Origin of the sequence: Pseudoalteromonas sp. SR41-4 (assembly GCF_014163985.1) — a bacterium.
Taxonomy (GTDB): domain Bacteria; phylum Pseudomonadota; class Gammaproteobacteria; order Enterobacterales; family Alteromonadaceae; genus Pseudoalteromonas; species Pseudoalteromonas rhizosphaerae.
The window spans coordinates 24,331-43,726 of sequence record NZ_JACJEI010000038.1; the positions used below are offsets into that span (position 1 = coordinate 24,331).

The window sequence follows — 19,396 nt, forward strand, 5'->3', positions numbered from 1 at the left end:
AATTTTCAGCTAAAATTTTAGTTATAAAAAAAGTAAAATATTTTCAAAGTAATTACATTCAGCAAGTCACTGTTTGCAAATGAATTATTTAAAAAAGACAAATAAAGCAGTGAATTATTGCGAAAACGCTCATGTTCAACATTTGACCGAACCCAATATTTATAGCAAAATAGTACCATAAATTGTTAATAAAAATGTTAACAAAAACAAAATGAATTACTTGGTAGGAAAAGTACTATGAAAAACTCATTGTTTAAGCTTGCAACATTACCTTTATTGATCGCTTCAGGCTTTGCAGCAGCATCAACGAACCTAGTAGCAAATGGTTCTTTTGAAAACACTGCAACAATTTCTGGAACATGGGGATTATTAAATCAAGTCTCAGGTTGGCAACGTTCAAACAATGCTAAGTTTGAAATCCAAACCAATAAGCTTGGCCTTATCAAAGCTCAAGATGGCAGCCAGTATTTAGAGTTAGATTCGACAGCTAATTATAGCGTTTCGCAAACATTGAATACTGATGTTGATCATAACTATGAAGTAAGCTTTTATTATTCAGCACGTGTAAGTGGCGATGCAAATACTAATAAAGCAGAAGTATATTGGGATGGTGAGTTACTCGATACGTTAAATTCAACCACCAAAGACTGGCAAAAGTTTACGTACACTGTAAAAGCAAGTTCAGCAGCAACCGAACTTAAATTTATCGGCGCAGGTAAATCTGATTCATTAGGTGCGTTTATTGATGATGTTAAAGTAACTAGCCAATGTGCATCTGGCTTATACGGTATTAATAACTTCGGTACGAATGAAGAAGGATTTGTTTACTTTTTCAATACTGACACAAACACATACTCTAAAGTAACGGGTTTAAGTAACACGGCATCAAATATTGCATCACATAATGGTGTTTTATATTTCATGGAGCAATTAGATAGCTCGACTAAAGTCTCGCAAATTTTATCACTTGACCTTGCTACGAATGAGCAGGCATTGGTTACATCTGCAACTTCGTACCCGATTTACCGCTCTGCAATGAACGCTGATGGCACAACATTACGTACCACAAGCAAAACATACATGTACGATTTTGACCTAGCTACAGGTGATAAAACAGTACTTGGTAAATTAACTTTCCCTGGTGATTCGTTCGCTGATGGTGATATTGCTTATTCAGCTGATAATAATGTTCTTTACGTTCTTACCGGTAAAGCACTTTATACTATTGACCAAGGTTCAATGGAGTTGTCTTTAATTGGTGAGCATGGTGTTGATCAAGCATCTGGTATCGCAATTGCTGCAGATGGCACAATTTATGTTTCAGGACGTGTAAAAGGCGAGAACGCTAAAATTTACCGATTAGATCAAAATACTGCGGCGGCAACATTCATTATGGATGGCCCTTCACATGTTAATGATTTAACGTTTGTTGATAGTAACTACTGTAACTAATTTACACTGTTAATAAGTCTTTATTTAAAGGCCGAGTAATTTATTACTCGGCCTTTAGTATTTGTTACACAATGCCACCTTATTTACCCGCTATACAAAAAATGAGCAAGTGTCATTTCATTACGCTTATTACCGCAAAGCCCCTTAGTGCCTTACGCTGACGCTTTAAAGCCATCAGTAATCTAACTATCGCAAGCACTTCCCCTGCACTGCCCGTGTATGTATACTTAGGCGCAATTGTAGCTAGGATAAGGGTGTGACTCTTACCCACTAAGCAATCTTAGTGAGCAAACCATTACCTTAGCTGCATTAAAAATAATATTCATGGCCACCCGTTCTGTTTGTGTTGAAAGCACATGAACGACCAAAGCAAAAAATATAAGGCCGCAATAATTAACGTTGAGTTAGGAAGTAAATATGAGTTCATTACCTAAAGCAGGTGATTTTTTAGGGCATCCTAAAGGATTATTTCTGTTGTTCGGCACAGAAATGTGGGAACGATTTGGTTATTACGGCATGCGTGCCATTTTAGTACTTTATCTTGTTGCTATTGTCCAAGACGGTGGTTTTGGTTGGAGTAATGCAGACGCACTAAGCCTTTATGGTACGTTCACAATGGCGGTTTATATCACTCCATTATTTGGTGGTTGGTTAGCTGATAACGTACTTGGTCAACGAAAAGCTATTATCATCGGCGGTCTACTAATGGCTGCTGGCCATTTTACTATGGGTATCCCCCACGATATGTTAGCCGGCCAACAGGAAAACGTATTTTATATCGGTCTTGCTTTATTATGTATGGGTAACGGTTTATTTAAACCTAACATCTCAACTATGGTTGGCGACTTGTATAAAGAGGGTGATCAACGTCGTGATGGCGCCTTCACAATCTTCTATATGGGTATCAACTTAGGTGGTGCGCTTGGGCCACTTGTTGCGGGTTTCGCAGCTGCATCTATGGGTTGGCAATATGGCTTCGTTGTTGCTGGTATTGGTATGCTAATTTCGGTAGCGATGCAAGTAGTACTTAGTAATAAGTACTTAGGTGATATTGGTGTTGTTCCTGCCGCTAAATTAGCGCAATCACAATCAACTTCAAATACCAAAGAGCCGCTCACAAAAGTGGAAACTGACCGTATAAAAGTTATTTTCACTATGAGTGTATTTAGTATCATATTTTGGATGGGTTTTGAGCAAGCCGGTGGCTTGATGAATTTATTCGCTAATGATTACACTGATCGTATGTTGTTCAACTTTGAAATTCCAGCGTCTTGGTTCCAATCATTAAACTCAATCTTCATCATTATTTTTGCGCCTATGGTTGCCATAGTATGGTTGAAACTTGATAAACGAGAGCCTAATTCTCCAGTTAAATTTGCCATTGCGTTGATATTCTTAGCGCTTGGCTTTATCACTATGATTTTAGCACTTATGACCCAAGGTCAAGGTGAGCCACTACAGATCAGCATGATGTGGTTAGTATTATTTTACTTATTCCATACCTTGGGTGAATTATGTTTATCGCCGATCGGCTTATCAATGGTGAGTAAACTAGCACCACTGCGTTTAGCATCAATGCTAATGGGAATTTGGTTCCTATGTACTGCTGTTGCGAATAAGATTGCTGGTTTTGTAGGTTCATTCTTAGGTGAAGGCGAAGAAGCGCTTGATAACGCATTGGGCATTTTTATTGGTTTAGGCGCTACTGCTGTTCTCTCTGCTGTGATCATGTACTTACTAAGCGACAAGCTTGTTAAATGGATGCACGGTGCTGAAGGTCAACACGAGCCACAAACACAAGAGCACATTTTAGCTGAAGAGCTTGAAGTAGTTGCTGAAAAACCGTAACGTTGTGTTTATTATCTCCCCACAAGCTATGCCGCTTGTGGGGATTTTAGTTGCTCTATTTATATCGCCATGATTAATTCCTGCCAACCAAACGTCGATTTAAGTTACGATATTAATAAGGCTGACTTCAAAGCGCGTAACAAAAGATTATAAATTACTTTTCAACAGCTTCATTAAACACATCTGATAGGCCACCACGCACGTTCAACGAAACGCTGTAGCACTGCTAGCAAAATGCCCCAGCCATTACTAGTAACCTTAGCTAAGCGCAGAAGAGTTAGTTTTTTAACAAATACGGCTCTAGCGTAAACAATTTATTACACCACGTATATTTAATAAGGGGTGAATAGTTCCTTTATTTGATTATTTACCCCCTTAAATAAGAATAAATTAATTCTATTTATCAATAAGTTAATAAAAGTTTAAGTTACTTAATACAAGGCCTTTCAATACAAATCTCAAAACCAAGCATTAATGCTTATGCATTTTAAAATGATCGTCCCATTTAATTTACAAAGAGCCGTTTGCCTAAATAGCTATCGGCTCTTCCCCTGCTGCCAATTATGGTTAATTATCTGCGCATCAGACACAACAAGACGCAGTGTTTATTGCGGGAGAATTATAATGAGTGAAGTAACTAACCCTTTAGGTTTGGTAGGTATCGAGTTTACTGAATACGCTACACCTGATGCAGATTATATGGATAAAGTATTTACCGATTTTGGTTTTTCAAAGCTCAAAACATTTAAAGGTAAAGACATTGTTTATTACAACCAAAACGATATTCACTTTTTACTAAATAATGAACGTGATGGTTTCTCTGCAGAATTTGCAAAAAGTCATGGTCCTGCAATTTGTTCTATGGGTTGGCGTGTAGAGAATGCTCAACAGGCATTTGACACCGCAGTAGCACGTGGTGCAAAACCAGCGACTGATTCAACTCATAAAGACCTACCATACCCGGCAATTTACGGTATTGGTGACAGCTTAATTTATTTTATTGAGCAATTTGGTGATAAAGGTTCAATCTATGAGCAAGACTTTGAAGACTTAAGCGAACAAAACATTGTTGATGATAAAGGCTTTATCCGCATCGACCATTTAACTAATAACGTTTATAAAGGCACTATGGAAACATGGGCTAACTTTTATAAAGACGTATTTGGTTTTACTGAAGTTCGTTACTTTGATATCAAAGGCCAAAAAACAGCCTTGATCTCTTATGCACTTAAATCACCGTGCGGCACCTTCTCGATTCCAATCAATGAAGGTAAAGGCAACGATAACAACCAAATCGATGAATACCTTGGTGAATACAATGGCCCAGGCGTGCAGCATTTAGCATTCTTAACAGATGACCTAGTAAGCTCACTAGATAAGCTTGATAAATCAACCATTGCCACGCTTGATATTATTCCTGAGTACTACGATACAATTTTCGATCGTGTACCTTGGGTTGCAGAAGATAAAGAAAAGATCCGTGAACATCAGATCTTAGTCGATAGCCAAAGTGAAAATTGCTACTTGTTGCAAATTTTCTCGAAAAACTTATTTGGCCCAATCTTTATCGAGATGATCCAACGTGTTGATGACGGCGGTTTTGGTGAAGGTAACTTCCAAGCACTGTTTGAATCAATCGAGCGCGACCAAGAGCGCCGCGGCGTTTTATAAGCACCGTATTGTAAATTTAAAAAGCAGCGTACTTCGCTGCTTTTTGTCGTTTCATCAATATTATAAATGACAATCTGAATTTCACTGTTTAAATCGCGCTATTCATCACCATATCCACTGTAAAGCGCGACTGACTAAACCAAAGGAAATGTAATGAGTTTAATTAACGAAACCCATGATATAAATTTAACTAGCTGGGTTGCCTCAGCGAACGTTGCAAATTGTGACTTCCCAATTCAAAACCTACCATTTGCAGAAGTACGTCGTAAGAACTCTGACGAAGCTTTTCGTGGTGCCGTTGCCATTGGCGACCAAGTTATCGACCTTGCCAAAGTAAACGAGTTAGCTATTTTCTCAGGCGATGCACAAACAGCCATAGCAGCAGCAAGCCAAGCAACATTAAATGAATTTATGGGTCTTGGTCAGCAATATTGGTCAGCGCTACGTTTAGCATTATCTAAAGCATTACGCGAAGGCGCCGCTGAACAAGCTAAGTTAAGCGACGCATTAATTGCCCAAGCAGACATTGAGTTTGCATTGCCATGTCGTATTGGCGATTACACTGACTTTTACACATCTATCTATCATGCAACAGCAGTCGGTAGCTTATTCCGTCCTGACAACCCGTTACTGCCTAACTATAAATGGGTACCCATTGGTTACCATGGCCGTTCTTCATCAATTGATGTGTCAGGTCAAACCTTTCATCGCCCAAATGGTCAAACTAAGGCGCCAGACGCTGAAGTACCATCGCTTGGTCCGTGTAAACGTTTAGATTATGAGTTAGAGCTAGGCATTTATTTAGGTAAAGGTAATGAATTAGGTGATGCCATTGCTATCGAAAACGCTGAAAACCATGTATTTGGTTTTTGTGTATTCAATGACTGGTCAGCACGTGACTTACAGGCATGGGAATACCAACCATTAGGTCCATTCCTTGCGAAAAACTTTGCTTCAACTGTATCACCGTGGATTGTAACCACCGAAGCATTAGCACCTTATAAAACATCATGGACTCGTGATGAAAATGACCCACAACCATTAGATTATTTAGAATCAAGCCAAAACCGTGAGCTTGGCGCCTTTGATATAAAAATGGACGTGCAAATTGAGACCGCTAAAATGCGTGAACAAGGTGCTGCACCTTCATTAGTATCTAAATCAAGTTTCAAACATTCATACTGGACAGTGGCACAAATGGTGACTCATCACACAGTAAATGGTTGTAACTTTATGCCAGGTGATATGCTGGGCTCAGGTACGCAATCAGGTCCGACTCATGAAGAAGCCGGTTCATTACTTGAACTGTCTCGTGGTGGTAAAGAAAAAATCACCCTTAATAACGGTGAACAACGCAGCTTTTTAGAAGATGGCGACAACGTTATTATGCGTGGTTGGTGTGAAAAAGCCGGTTTTGCTCGTATCGGTTTTGGCTGCGTAGAAGGAACGGTTCTTCCTGCTAAGTAACTAAGTTGTAAACATTTATTAAATGTATTTATTATAAGGAGGCGACCAACGCCTCCTTTTTTAAGATTAATTACAATTTTTTACTGGCTTTTTCAGCTCAGATTGCTATCTTAATTCGGTTAATAGCCAGTGTTTATAAGCCATGTCAGCATTTATTAAGTCTTTTTATCACAAATTATTCCCAGCTAGACAGCTGTTGATCCGCCAAAATGGTGAGGTTAAACATGTGATATTAGCACCTTGGTTACAAATATCAGCCGTAGCTATTATTTTAATTGCTTTAATTTGGTTGGCTGTTTCGACCCTGCGAATATACTCTCAAACCAACAAGATTTCCGATATCGAACAAAGCCAATTATCAAAACAACAACAGTGGCAGCAACAAAGTAAAGAACAACAAGCACAATACGATAAACAGTTAGCCCAGCTTGCGGTGCTAGAGCAAAAGCATGCTTTATTGCAGAGCATGATCGATTCTTTACCTGAGTCGATGAGTAATCCCACACTGCCAGCAGCGCCGCCAGAAGGTGAACTCGGCGAACAACAAGAAGAGTTCCACGAACCATTAGTTGATGAAAACCCTAACAGCGCACACACTCTTTCACTCTCTGAATCTGTTAATATCGAGCAACGTTTTGCACTACTCGATAGCCAATACCAACACAGCTTTTTACAAATAGAGCAACAAATAGAACGCCGCCAGCACGATATTTTAGCGATGCTCAAAGGTGCAGGACTTGATACCGCCTTGGCGCGTCGTCTAGATGGTGATATGACAGAAACCGCGCAAGGTGGTCCGCTGGATTTATTTGATGAATCAAAGATCCCAGCTGAATTTTTAGTCATCGCAGATAAACTATTGGCGTTGAATAAGCTTGAAAATTTACTCAGTGAGTTACCGCAAACTCTGCCTGCAGCAAATTACTATATTTCGAGTAGTTTTGGCCTGCGTAAAGATCCAGTGAATAACCGTCATGCTTATCATAAAGGTGTTGATTTAGCAGGTTGGCATAAAACCGAAATATTCGCCCCCGCTGATGGCACTGTATTACGCGCAGGACGCAACGGTGGTTATGGTAATTTTATCGAACTGCAACATAAAAACGGCTTTGTAACTCGGTTTGGTCACTTAAATAAAATCAACGTTAAAAAAGGCCAAACGGTAACCAAAAATGATGTTATCGGATTAATGGGCAGCACTGGCAGAAGTACTGGCACTCACCTACACTATGAAGTATTACTTAACGACAAACATGTCAATCCAGTCAAAATAACAAAGGCGCTTTCTCGTGTTCGGTAAAAAAAAATCAACAGTAAGTAGTTCTGCAAATTCTCAACTAAAAAGAACTAGCCACACTCCTTCGATCATTTCTGAAGATGTTCGCTTAACGGGCAGCTTAGTGAGTCAAGGTGAAGTACAGCTTGATGGTCGCATAGATGGTGATGTTCGTGTTAACCATTTAGTTATTGGTAATACCGGTTGTGTTGAAGGCTCAGTGGTCGCTGAAAGCGTGATTGTAAAAGGTAAAGTAATCGGCTCGCTCAACGCCAGCAAAGTAGTTATTGAACGTTCAGCGCAAGTGCACGGGGATGTTTATCAAGATACTTTAAGTATTGATGCTGGTGCAATTATTGAAGGTAACTTAAAACAACGCCATGAAGCTGAAACGGTTGAATTAATTACCAATAACGCAGAATCAAAGCCGGAGCTTACATCTGCGCTCAGTGAAGGTGATAATGACTTGTCGTTTTTCAACAAACAAGCCGCAGAGAAAAAATAATCGCTTTATTTTACTTTTTCTTAGTAACGTACATCGTAATATCAGCAGTGAAGACCAATTCACTGCGAGTATTGTAAAGCTTCACTGGCACCACTAAATCCTCTTTATCTAGCCATTGTCTTGGCATTGCAATTTCTGCCACAGCTGTGACATCAGTATCAACCTTCGCTAAGTACTGCACCGTCATTCCTTTAGGGATCCAGCGATGAGTTTTATACGGCACGGTAGCATCAACCATCACACCGGCACATAACTCAGCTAAATTACACTGCGCAATAGCATGGATAGTCCCAATATGATTGTGCACACTCCGTCGGTTTTTAACCATTGCGCTGCAATGTCCGTCACGTAAATCTAAAACAGTGGGTTTCATGGAGCCAAAATAAGGAGCTTTAAAACACACTACTTTAGTAAATAACCAATTGCCAAATGGTAGACGCTTAAAACTATGCCATGCTGTTAAAACTGCTGATTTTTTACTCATTATTATTTTCCATTGAATGTCGCTATTGCAAAATTAGCACATCAGACCAGTTAGCAAAAGTGCATTTATACTTATAATCTTATTGATAGATGGGTCATATACCCTTTCTTTTTTATCTTTGCAGACCTAAAATACGCGGCAAAAGGAGCACTCATGCCAACAACCGATCGCCGCAATCATCTTAGTGTTATTTTAATTCTCGCTCTTCTGGTTATATTCTGCCCATTAGCGATTGATATTTACTTACCCGCATTTCCTGATATTGCGCAAGCATTGGCTATTGATGAGCAGCAAGTGCAACTTACCGTCGCTATTTTTATGCTGACGGTTGGCTTAGGTCAGCTTATAGCAGGTCCTTTAGCCGACAAGTTTGGCCGCCGTCCAGTCGCACTATTTGGCATCACACTGTATGGATTTGCTGGGATGTTGGCTTTTTTAGCACCTAGCTTTAGCATTCTGATGCTTGCACGTGCACTGCAAGGTTTTGGGGCTTGTGCCACTTTTGTGGTTGCATTTGCGATTGTTCGTGATACCTACGGCAGTGCTAAAAGCGGCCAAATGATCACTTACCTAAATGGTATTGTGTGTTTTATTCCCGCGTTAGCGCCTATTTTAGGCGCTTGGCTGACTGTGCAATTTGGCTGGCGGATAAACTTTTTATTTTTGGCGGGGTTTGCTTGTGTTGGACTAATGATCACTGCCATATATTTTAAAGAAACACGCCCTGCGGATAGCCACTATGAGGGCCACATACTCGATTTACGTCGTTTTATACCAATCATTAGCACGCCTATTTTTCTTTTTAATAGCCTAATTTGTATGGTGGCAATGTCGGCTATTTTAGCTTTTGTAACATTAGCACCGGGATGGATCATGACCGAGTTAGGTGGATCGGTCAGCGATTTTACTTTTTGGTTTACTCTCAATGCCATTGTTAGCATTGTAGCTAGCTTTATTGCACCATTGTATATCAAACGCCATAGTCAAAAAGCGTTACGCATAGGTATGAGTTTATTAATTTTCTCTGGTGTACTGATTTTAATTCTCGGCCAGTTTAAAAGTGCCTTTGCTTTTATGCTACCAGTGTTGATTGCTGCGCTAGGCTTTGCACTTAGCTTAGGCTCAGCGGCTGGAATGGCATTGTCACATTTTGCTAAACAAGCAGGTACTGCATCTGCGTTAATCGGTTTAATGCAAATGAGCGGCGCTGGAGCATTGGTTATGCTCACCCAAGTGCTCCCTTTCAATGCGCCCGAGTTTATTGCTTTTCACTTATTATTATTGCTGCCACTGTGGGTTATACTGCTCAGTAATAAAGCACATGCTTATCACCCTAAAAACACATAAAAACAATGATCAATTTTGAATTTTTACTGTCATTTTTAGCCGCGAGTTTTTTAATCGCTGTTGCACCAGGTCCTTCCAATGCTTTTTTAATGGCGCAAACTTTTGCCAATGGCCGCGCAGCAGGCTTACAAAGCGCATTTGGTTTTGCTTTAGGCGGAGTGGCGCATACTTTATTTGCCGTTGTCGGTCTTACGGCCATCCTTAAAGCCTCAGAAGTGGCTTATACCAGCGTACAATACGCTGGTGCTGCCTACTTATGTTATTTAGGTGTAATGATGGTTAAAAGCACATTTATCCAGTCAGAGTGCAGTAGCGAAGATAAACCCCATGTAAGCACCAAGAAAAAAACTAATGTTATCTTTCAGGCTATGATGACTGAAGTGCTCAACCCTAAAGTAGCGTTATTTTTTATTGCGTTTATTCCGCAGTTTGTTGATCCAACCCTGTCATCATCAACTACATTTCAATTAGCTTTCTTTGGCTTACTGTATCCACTTTTTGCGTTTCCGATTGACTGCACGTATATTTACTTTGGCGATAAAATTGCAGGCTACTTTCGAGAGCACCCGCAAAGCCAAATTTGGATTGATCGTATAACAGGTGTAGTATTTGTAGTTCTTGCGGTTAATCTACTCATCTAAAAAGAAAAAGAGTCAACATGGAACAAAAACAGCAAACCCTTCCAGCGCAAAAAAATATTGCTTTAGTTGCACACGATGGTAAAAAAGCAGCCTTGCTAGCCTGGTGTAATAAACATCGCGATAACCTCAGTAAGCACACTTTATATGGCACAGGCACCACAGGTCATTTAATTGAGCGAAATACTGGACTTGAAGTTATCAAACTACTTAGTGGCCCTATGGGGGGCGATCAGCAGTTAGGCGCTAAAATTGCGGAGCATGAAATTCATGTGTTGATTTTCTTTTGGGACCCCCTTGCATCTCAACCTCATGATCCGGATGTTAAAGCATTATTACGCTTAGCTGCGGTATGGAATATTCCAGTGGCGTGTAATGAAGTCAGCGCAGATATGATTTTAAGCTCGCCTTTGATGCATAACGAGCTTGAACGGTCATTGCCAGATTACGAGAAATACCTCGCAACCCGACAAGTCATACTATAAGCACCCTTTAACTATAAAGCATACTTGCCCATTTAGTGAGTCCGGCGGTTACACTACCAAAGTGATCGCCGTTTACCATTTTAATATCACCTAAGTGCTCAACTAATGCGGCTTTTATTAGTGGCGATTGCGCGCTGCCACCGGTAAGGTAAATCACATCAGGAACGGTCCCTGCATCTTTAATCGCTTGTTTTGCCAAACTTACTATTTGCATAATCGAATCATCAACCGCTACAGCTAAATCAGCTCGTGATAGCACTTTATGTAATTGCGGCGCTAAAAACCCTAATTCACAGTCATACTCAGTCACTGACGAAAGCGCAATTTTTGCCGCCTCCCCTTGCTGTACCAGCTGATGACCTTGCTTATTTTGCTGCAAATCGATCAGTCGTTGAAATAACTCAGGTGCTTGTACTTCACGTAACTGCGTAAGTAATTCTCGGTGATGGCTTTGACTATAAAACTGGCTTTGTAAGTTCACATCGTTAATTTTACATGCTTGCCAAAATGCTTGATTAGGCAGTGGTAAACCTGATTTAAACTGACTGCCTAAACCAAGCAATGGCATTAATGCGTGATAGCTTAAAGCAATGTCTAAATCATTACCGCCAACACGTTTACCTGTATGCGCTAAAAAGTCATGATCACGGTCACTACTATCACGAAAGCTAGGTCCCATTTGCACAAATGAGCAGTCACTGGTACCACCACCAATATCAATAACCAATACTTTTTGATCGTGATTTAAGTCACTTTCATAATCAATTCCCGCTGCGAGTGGTTCATATAAAAAAGCCACATCTTTAAAGCCAGCTCGTTTTGCTGCACGCTCTAAAATACCAATTGCTTGTTGGTTTGATTGCTCTCCACCCACGGCTTGGAAATTTACCGGGCGGCCAATAACCGTTTGTGTTAACTCTTTTTGTAGTGATGTTTCAGCACGCTGTTTGATTTTTAAAATCATTGCGGTGGCAATATCTTCAAAGAAGTTAATTTGTCCTTGCTTTAAGCCTATAGCCCCAAAAAACGATTTAGGGGATTTAACAAAATAGCCTTCTTCAGGAAATTGCACATATTCGTTAATTGCTTCTCGGCCAATAAAAAGACTTTCATCACCAGGGGCTAGATCTAAGTCAGACTTGATCCGCACCATACTATTGAGCAGGGCTTGGCGCTGGGTTTTAAAATCAGTTTCATAACTTGTACCTGTTAGATGCTGAGCAACAAAATCGACAACTAAAGCACTGTGATGTGTGTATAAGGTTGAAGGGAGGTAAAACTTACCTTGCTCTAGGGGCACCAGCTCAACAGTATTTTGAGCATTCATTACACCCATTGCGCAATTAGAACTACCATAATCAAAACCAACTACCATTACTTCACCACAACTAACATCAAAAGGCCGCGCAATTTAGCATACTTACGGCTTTTTTTAAATGTTAATCAGGATCGCGTTGACGTAAAAAACTGGCAAACCGTGGTAAACCGTTTTTAGTAAAACCATGGTATCGGTATGTCACCGTCGCTCCTATTGCGGGTGGATTTTGGCGCTGTGCGTTACTAAAGCCAGTACCAATTGAAAACTCTTTTCCTTGTGGTGTAACTACTTTTAACGCCCCTAGCATGCCAGTAAATTTGCCTTTTCCTGGAAGATGAGCAATGACGACCGCTTCACTATCAAAATAAGGTTTTAACTTTAACAGCGCATCAGAACGGCCATTTTTATGCATTGCCGAGGCTAAATGCAGCATTACACCTTCACCACCTTGCTGAGTTACTTTATCAAAGTACGCAGATAATGCCTGCTCTGTGGTAAATTGATACTGCTGTACTGCTTGGATGTGAGGCTTATTTAATGTTTTTACTAAACGTAGATAATTTTCATAGCGTACTGCAAAGGGATTATGTTGATCTGGCATGTCAAATATCTGATAGGTGACTTTTTGCCAGTCACTATCCAACGGCTGTAAAGTGCGCACAATACCACTGAGGTCTGCAAAATCACCGCGCTTGGTCCACAACTCACCGTCTAACCTCAAATTAGGTAAATCAGCAATAAACCAGCCTGGCGCATTAATGGCATTGCCATTACGGGTTATCAACTGTGTTCCCGTCCAAATCGCACGGACCCCATCAAACTTCTCACTAACGAGATAGTTTTCAATGGCAAGCGCTTTATCTTGTGGGTAAACCTTGGCAAGTTGGGCATCAGCGGTGATCTGTGTATCAGTTGCTAAGCAAGTAAAAGTACTGATCAGCAACCATAATACTGTTAGTCCTTTAAGCATATCGGTCTCCTTGTTTATCACCAAGCAGACTAAACTATAGCTTAGTTTGTACCCATTGCCATAGCTGCTGTAAATTATCCATGCGAGAAACAGCTAAACTTAAATCGTGGCCTAGGGTGTGTTTATTCGGTATTGCAACCACAGCTACGTTTGCATTAGTTGCTGCTGTAACGCCGGTGTGTGTATCTTCAACAGCAATTGCTTGCTCTGCTGAAATCCCTAATGTTGTCAGTGCAAGTAAATAAGGGTCTCCCGCAGGTTTTGGATTTTGCACGTCGTCTTTAGTCACTACGCAGTCAAACCATTCATAAAAGCCATAGCCTTTTAAGATAGGTAACGCCTCATGGCGTGAACTACCCGTCACTAATGCCATTTTAAGATCGCTTTGCTTCACTGCCTCTAATACCTCTTCGGCAAAAGGCATTAAAGGAGGTAAATTAGTGGTAACAAATTGCTCGAATGCATCATATTTAGCCTGCGCTAACCACTGCGCTGAAACCGATAAGTTATATTGCTCAACCACTTCAATTGCCGCATCTAAGGTCGGTCGACCTGAAAAACGTTGGCAAAAATCATCTTCTTCATAGCGCACGCCAAACGGTGCTAAAACATCATTCCAACAGTTAAAGTGGACACTTTCTGAATCAACTAAAGTGCCATCCATATCAAATAATACTGCTTTTAATGTCATCCTCATTCCTTTATTTTTCAGCAACAAAAAAGGCGCTCATAGCACCTTTTTGGTTTAATACTTATGCTGTTAAACCTGCTGGCGGCTCTGCAAATGCTTCTTCACCCGTTTCAACATCTACCAACTCGTAGCCACGTTCTTTTCTAACAACTTTTAGTACAGGTTTTTCAAATGCTGTTTTTAAACGCTCTGCGTCATCTCGTAACGCATCTAAGGTGTTGCCAAAAGGCGCTGCGCCCGTTTCTGACCAATTCGTTACTTTACCATTTAGGTTATATTCAACCTCATGTATTTGATATTGCGCCGCTTCATCTTTAGTTGCTTCACAAAAAATCACTCGGTAGTTCCAAAATCCAGCCATTGTTCTTCTCTTGTTAAATTTAATTGTCGCTACTTTAGCAGTTATAAATCAGGTTTTACAATACAAAAGCCCGCAACATGTGCGGGCTTTTAATATTAGCAATTATAAAGTCTACTTAGAAAAAGTTAACTTTAAATTCAGCGCCAATAAAGCGAGGCTCATTAACAATTGCAGAGTTATTGCTAAAATCTACACCACCGATGAATACTTGCTCATTGGTTATATTACGTGCAAATGCCGCAACTTCGTATTCGTAGTTATTATCAAACCACTTATAACCCGCGCGTAAGCCACCTTCTAATAATGCTTCACCAGTAAACTCCACTGATTCATACAAAAAGAAATCAATTTCACTACGGTATGACCAATCTGTAAACGCATAAAACTCACCATCGCCAAGCTCTTTAGTATAGCGTAGAGTAAAGTTAGCAATCCACTCCGGCGCATGTGGCAGGCTATTACCGTCTAAACTATAACCCTGGTTTGTATGCGGATCAGTAATCGTACAAGCAAAACAGCCTTGCGAATATAAATCATCATCTTGCAGCTCAGTATTGTTATAACTGAAGTTAAAAGTTGCATCAAATTCATCAGTCAATACCCATTGAGTATCAACTTCAAAACCGTAGCCAACAGTTTTATCAGCATTCAATAAACGCGCTGAATTTCCCGAGTCACCACCAACAGCTGTTAACTGTTGATCATCCATTTGATAATAGAAAACAGTAGCATTGATACGTCCGCGACCATCAAGTACGTCTGATTTAATACCTGTTTCAATTGAGTTAATTGTTTCAGAATCAGCAACCGTTACATCATCACTAAATAAAATACGACCTTGCACACTCGGTGCACGGAAACCATTGGCTGCACGAACGAATAAATTTATATCATCAGAATATTTATACGCAGCAGCTAAATCCCATGATACATGGCTATCTTCTGGTGCAACTGACTTAGTTAAATTAGCAACTGCCGACTCTGGAGATGCGTAACGTGACGCTGTAAAGTCACGTTTATCATCTGAGTAACGTAAACCAGCAGTGATTTCTAACTTCTCAGTTAATTGATATTCACTCGATGCAAATACAGCCCATGCTGTTGTGTCTTGATCTTGGCGAACATAGCCAGTTAAGAAGTTTGCACCTAACCCATCGTAACCGTAAGTCTCAATGACTTGCTCTTCATTATAATAAAAAGCACCAACTTGGTAATTAAAGTCACCAGCAAAATCACTTGCTAAACGTAGTTCTTGTGTATATTGATTGTGATCTGGAAGGGCATCAGCGGTTTCAGACGCTAAGAAAATAAAACCAGGTCCCATTTCTGGTGTTGGGCAACCAGGAACAAAAGTATTACCACAACCAAAACCACCATCTACATCAGCACGAGAGAAAATTTCTGCACTTTCCCAGCCAGTGATCGATGTCAACGTGTAATCAGCAAAACTGTACTCTAGCTTTAAGCTAGCACCTTGGCTATTTACATTCTGTGTAGCAAATTGCACAGTATCTTGATATATCACTTCAGGATCAAAGCCCGGGCGCGGGTTATTTGTGCCTGTTTCAATTGCATTTGCATGAAATACAATTGGCTTACCATTTAAGTCACGAGTGTGGTAATTCAATAATGCACTGAAATCATCTTTCTCATATAAGAATTGGATACGCGCGGCCGTTTCTTGATAACCTCCTGTTACGTCATCAATCTCATTGCCTGCTAAGCGATTATCAATATAATCATCGCGCTCTTGACGTAATAGAGAAACACGTGCTGATAAGTTATCAGTTAAGCCACCACTTACAGCCCCTTCGAAGTCAATTGAATTGAACGAACCATATGATAAGGCTGCATAACCTTCAAAATCTTGACTTGGGCGAGCTGAATCAATTTTAACTAAACCAGCTGGGGTATTACGACCGAATAAGGTGCCTTGTGGTCCACGGAGAACTTCTACCCGGCCCGTGTCAAATATAGGAAAACCTTTTAAAATAGGGCTTTCTTGAACAATTTCATCAACCACTAGAGATACTGGTTGTGATGAATTCAAATCGAAATCTGAATTACCAAGACCACGAACATAAAAGCGTGGGAATGAGCGACCAAATGAAGATTCTACAGTTAAGCTTGGAATTTTTGCATTTAAAAAACGAATATCCATGCCGGCAGAACTGGCAGCATCAAGGCTATCACCTTGTAAAGCAGAAGCAGCGACAGGTACTTCCTGTGCGTTTTCTACACGTTTACGTGCAGTGATTTGAATAACTTCTAATTGTTTGCTTTTTGCAACTGGAGCTTGTTCATCAGCAGCAAGAGTTATAAATGAAGTACCTGCTACGGCAGAGAACAACGTTGCATTGATTAGGGTTGCTAACGTAGATCTTTTCATTGCTTTCATGTCGGGGTTTAACCTTTTTAGTGCACTCTTATTCAACGGTTGATGTGTTGCGCCAAATTCACTCGGCGGGTTCGGCCAATTTTTCGCGCCTTAAGTTAAGCTGCGCGGACCTCTTTGTCGAGAGTGCAAAACGAAGTAAAGAGGCTGAACGAACGCTGAAGATTATAGCACTGTGTGACACTTTTACTGCATTAATATGTACAAAAATATAAACTTTTTACAACATATGGCGACATGATAGAATAATTTTAGAAAAATTATGCAAATATATTTATTTCATACGGACATTTGTCCTGTTAATTTCAATGGTGAAACTGTATTGGCTGTATGTAATCATCTATAGATATGTCTTTATAAACCAACTACACAAACTAACAATTTCACCCGCTAACTCGAGCAAATTCAGGATTCGCTAATTGACAATTATGCTCATTGAGTAAGCCTAGAATAGCTAAATTTAACTCTTCGATTATTTCCATATACTCGGAAAAATCAGTTGTTACTACATAACTCAATAAATCAATTTGTAATGCCCATGGCGTAAAGCCTTTAAAACGAACTCGACATGGCGTGTCATCAATCTTTTCGTGCTTATCAAGTAAGTTTTTACATGCGGCCATAAAAGCTAATAGATCATGTTGTTTAGTTTTGGCACTGAGCATTAAGTTAGGGCGATAGGAAATTCTTTCTCGCTCTGAAATGTTCTCTAACTGCATATCAACAAATTTTGCATTTGCGACGTATATAACAGATCGATCTAAAGTACGTATTCGGGTAGCACGTAAGCCTATTTCTTCGATGGTTCCTATACTTGAACCAAATTTACATAAGTTACCTATTTTCACTGGCGAAGAGATATATAAAGTAATTGCCCCTATTATATTTTCTACCGTTTTTTGCGCTGCCAATGCAATGGCTAATCCACCAATACCTAAGCCTGCAAGTAAGGTGGTGGCATTAAAACCTAAATTTTCAAACCACAATAATACGGCAACAACCACGACCAGAGTTTTTAGCACATTACTTGCTGGACGCAACAAAAATACAGCTTGTGGTTTTTTTTGCTCAATAAAGCGATCTGATAGGCGATGTTTAATAATATCAACGCAACGTAAAAACACCCAAGTCCATGCAACTAATAATACTGTTGCGCCTTGAGCAAGCGCAACGACTGTAATAGTAACATTGGAAATATCATAAAGTGAACGCGATAAAAGTACAGCCAACAATAAGCAGATAGGCCCTTTAATAAGCGCGAGTACATCGTCAGGTGTTTGCACTATAAAACGATGTAAGATCGCTGCAAAAATTCGTGTAATTAATATCGCAAGCAAAAAGAACGCAAAAAACGACCCGATAAAATAAACCCACTGCCATACCATTACTCCCAACAACTGTGTTTTGGGTAAATTATTATAAAGCCACTCGCCAAGCACGTTATAACCAAATTCATCAATTAAAAATGGGATATTACTAACTGTTGCATTCGATATTTTCCAAACTTTATTATTTCCTTTTTCATCAGGAACACGTTGTAATAATATTTGTACAGGCCCTCGCGACGTCGTTATCTCAGCAACTAAATCTCGATAACTAGGTACTGGTTCATTTTTATTTCCTTCAGGTTTGTTACTTAATGTATCGATATCAATCCATAGCGTGCGATCAAAAACCAGTGACAGTTGCTCAGCCAGTAACTCTGGTGCAATTGCTTTAACTTCAGGTGGTAAATTTCGATAATCTAAATAATTTGTTGCTAGGGCATAATCGCGTTGGTTTACAGCACGTAAATAAGCCCGCATTGTAGTACTAGGAGTAATACGGTGGAATTCATCATAGGGCAAAGAATCAATATCAATTTCTTTGCCGGTTTCCGCGGAAGTAATTACCGTTGCTTGTAATGACTGTTCGACCTCTGAATTAGGGTTACTTTGACTATCTTCTTTGTTCTCATTATCAAACAGAGATTTTACCGTTATCTCTGGCTGTGCGAATAAACTGAAACTCAAAGAAAATAATATGGACAAGCCAATTAGTTTTAATAATGTTATGAAGTACTTATCCATAAATCAATTCCTTGAGCTGTTTTAATTTAGCACCTTACCTGTTATTAACTATAAAAGCGTTAACACTTATTTAAAAGTTAAAAACAGTATACTTCACTAGAAACTTCGCTCTAGGGCGTATTTATCTTTCTAGGTTACTATTACAGCAATATATTTGGTTTTTAGGTAAGACAAAGCTATATAGTGTGGTTATTTCCCATAAGTAAGCAATAACGCTGCATGTGATTAGGACGTAAAACAAAAAGAAAGTGGCATATCAAATTTAAAGCTAATAGCATCAAGAGACGCAGGGCAAGATCACGAACTTTACCTTGACTTAAAAGTATGATCTTATACTCCTTTTTAAGGAGCCCCCATGCCTGATATTCAACTATTTAAATATTTCGAATCAATTGCCGACCCTCGCCAGCAGGGTAAAG

Annotated in this window: 16 protein-coding genes; 9 read left to right on the forward strand and 7 right to left on the reverse strand. The window is 39.8% G+C overall.

Going from position 1 to position 19,396, the window contains the following annotated elements; genetic code table 11:
- The first annotated feature begins 237 nt into the window (after positions 1 to 237).
- The 6 genes from H5180_RS20820 to H5180_RS20845 all read left to right on the forward strand — a co-directional run bounded on the left by H5180_RS20820 (position 238) and on the right by H5180_RS20845 (position 8,219).
- Positions 238 to 1,452, forward strand: coding sequence for a hemolysin-type calcium-binding protein (locus tag H5180_RS20820; RefSeq protein ID WP_182731084.1), 1,215 nt, complete (start codon positions 238 to 240; stop codon positions 1,450 to 1,452).
- A gap of 417 nt (positions 1,453 to 1,869) precedes the next feature.
- Positions 1,870 to 3,300, forward strand: coding sequence for a peptide MFS transporter (locus H5180_RS20825; protein ID WP_145237342.1), 1,431 nt, complete (start codon positions 1,870 to 1,872; stop codon positions 3,298 to 3,300).
- A gap of 624 nt (positions 3,301 to 3,924) precedes the next feature.
- On the forward strand, positions 3,925 to 4,971 hold the full coding sequence (gene hppD, locus H5180_RS20830; protein ID WP_145237345.1) for a 4-hydroxyphenylpyruvate dioxygenase: 1,047 nt from the start codon (positions 3,925 to 3,927) through the stop codon (positions 4,969 to 4,971).
- A 153-nt stretch (positions 4,972 to 5,124) separates the two neighbouring features.
- Positions 5,125 to 6,438 (forward strand): fumarylacetoacetase, encoded by a 1,314-nt coding sequence (fahA, locus tag H5180_RS20835; RefSeq protein WP_145237348.1) that lies wholly within the window; start codon positions 5,125 to 5,127, stop codon positions 6,436 to 6,438.
- A 142-nt stretch (positions 6,439 to 6,580) separates the two neighbouring features.
- Entirely contained in the window at positions 6,581 to 7,738 is a 1,158-nt protein-coding gene (locus tag H5180_RS20840; RefSeq protein ID WP_145237350.1) for a M23 family metallopeptidase, read from the forward strand.
- The gene (locus tag H5180_RS20845) at positions 7,728 to 8,219 is read left to right on the forward strand and encodes a polymer-forming cytoskeletal protein (protein WP_145237352.1); all 492 of its coding nucleotides are present in this window, start codon (positions 7,728 to 7,730) and stop codon (positions 8,217 to 8,219) included. Before H5180_RS20840 ends, H5180_RS20845 begins: the two co-directional genes overlap by 11 nt.
- Positions 8,220 to 8,229: 10 nt before the next feature.
- Here the strand turns inward: H5180_RS20845 and H5180_RS20850 are convergent, their stop codons facing one another.
- The gene (locus H5180_RS20850; protein ID WP_182758998.1) at positions 8,230 to 8,703 is read right to left on the reverse strand and encodes a hotdog fold domain-containing protein; all 474 of its coding nucleotides are present in this window, start codon (positions 8,701 to 8,703) and stop codon (positions 8,230 to 8,232) included.
- Positions 8,704 to 8,856: 153 nt separating this feature from the next.
- On the opposite strand from H5180_RS20850, the gene H5180_RS20855 reads away from it, so the two are divergent.
- From H5180_RS20855 to H5180_RS20865, 3 genes are read left to right on the forward strand one after another with little or no spacing between them, the layout of a single operon-like run.
- Positions 8,857 to 10,050 (forward strand): multidrug effflux MFS transporter, encoded by a 1,194-nt coding sequence (locus tag H5180_RS20855; RefSeq protein ID WP_182717059.1) that lies wholly within the window; start codon positions 8,857 to 8,859, stop codon positions 10,048 to 10,050.
- Positions 10,051 to 10,055: 5 nt separating this feature from the next.
- Positions 10,056 to 10,691: a LysE family translocator gene (locus tag H5180_RS20860; RefSeq protein WP_182758999.1), complete on the forward strand. Its 636-nt coding sequence runs from the start codon at positions 10,056 to 10,058 to the stop codon at positions 10,689 to 10,691.
- A 17-nt stretch (positions 10,692 to 10,708) separates the two neighbouring features.
- Positions 10,709 to 11,173, forward strand: a complete 465-nt coding sequence (locus H5180_RS20865) for a methylglyoxal synthase (protein ID WP_145237363.1) — start codon at positions 10,709 to 10,711, stop codon at positions 11,171 to 11,173.
- A 7-nt stretch (positions 11,174 to 11,180) separates the two neighbouring features.
- On the opposite strand, the gene yegD is transcribed toward H5180_RS20865, so the two are convergent.
- The 6 genes from yegD to H5180_RS20895 all read right to left on the reverse strand — a co-directional run bounded on the left by yegD (position 11,181) and on the right by H5180_RS20895 (position 18,977).
- Positions 11,181 to 12,548, reverse strand: coding sequence for a molecular chaperone (yegD, locus tag H5180_RS20870; protein WP_182759000.1), 1,368 nt, complete (start codon positions 12,546 to 12,548; stop codon positions 11,181 to 11,183).
- A 64-nt stretch (positions 12,549 to 12,612) separates the two neighbouring features.
- Positions 12,613 to 13,461 (reverse strand): DNA ligase, encoded by an 849-nt coding sequence (locus H5180_RS20875; protein ID WP_182759002.1) that lies wholly within the window; start codon positions 13,459 to 13,461, stop codon positions 12,613 to 12,615.
- 34 nt (positions 13,462 to 13,495) lie between these two features.
- Positions 13,496 to 14,152 carry an HAD family phosphatase gene (locus tag H5180_RS20880; protein WP_182759004.1) on the reverse strand — a complete coding sequence of 219 codons (657 nt, stop codon included), beginning with the start codon at positions 14,150 to 14,152 and terminating at the stop codon, positions 13,496 to 13,498.
- A 61-nt stretch (positions 14,153 to 14,213) separates the two neighbouring features.
- Positions 14,214 to 14,513: a hypothetical protein gene (locus H5180_RS20885; protein WP_145237374.1), complete on the reverse strand. Its 300-nt coding sequence runs from the start codon at positions 14,511 to 14,513 to the stop codon at positions 14,214 to 14,216.
- Positions 14,514 to 14,628: 115 nt separating this feature from the next.
- A complete protein-coding gene (locus tag H5180_RS20890; RefSeq protein WP_182759005.1) occupies positions 14,629 to 16,911 on the reverse strand; it encodes a TonB-dependent receptor in 2,283 nt (760 codons plus the stop codon).
- A gap of 380 nt (positions 16,912 to 17,291) precedes the next feature.
- Positions 17,292 to 18,977, reverse strand: coding sequence for a mechanosensitive ion channel family protein (locus H5180_RS20895; protein ID WP_182759007.1), 1,686 nt, complete (start codon positions 18,975 to 18,977; stop codon positions 17,292 to 17,294).
- Positions 18,978 to 19,396: the final 419 nt, after the last annotated feature.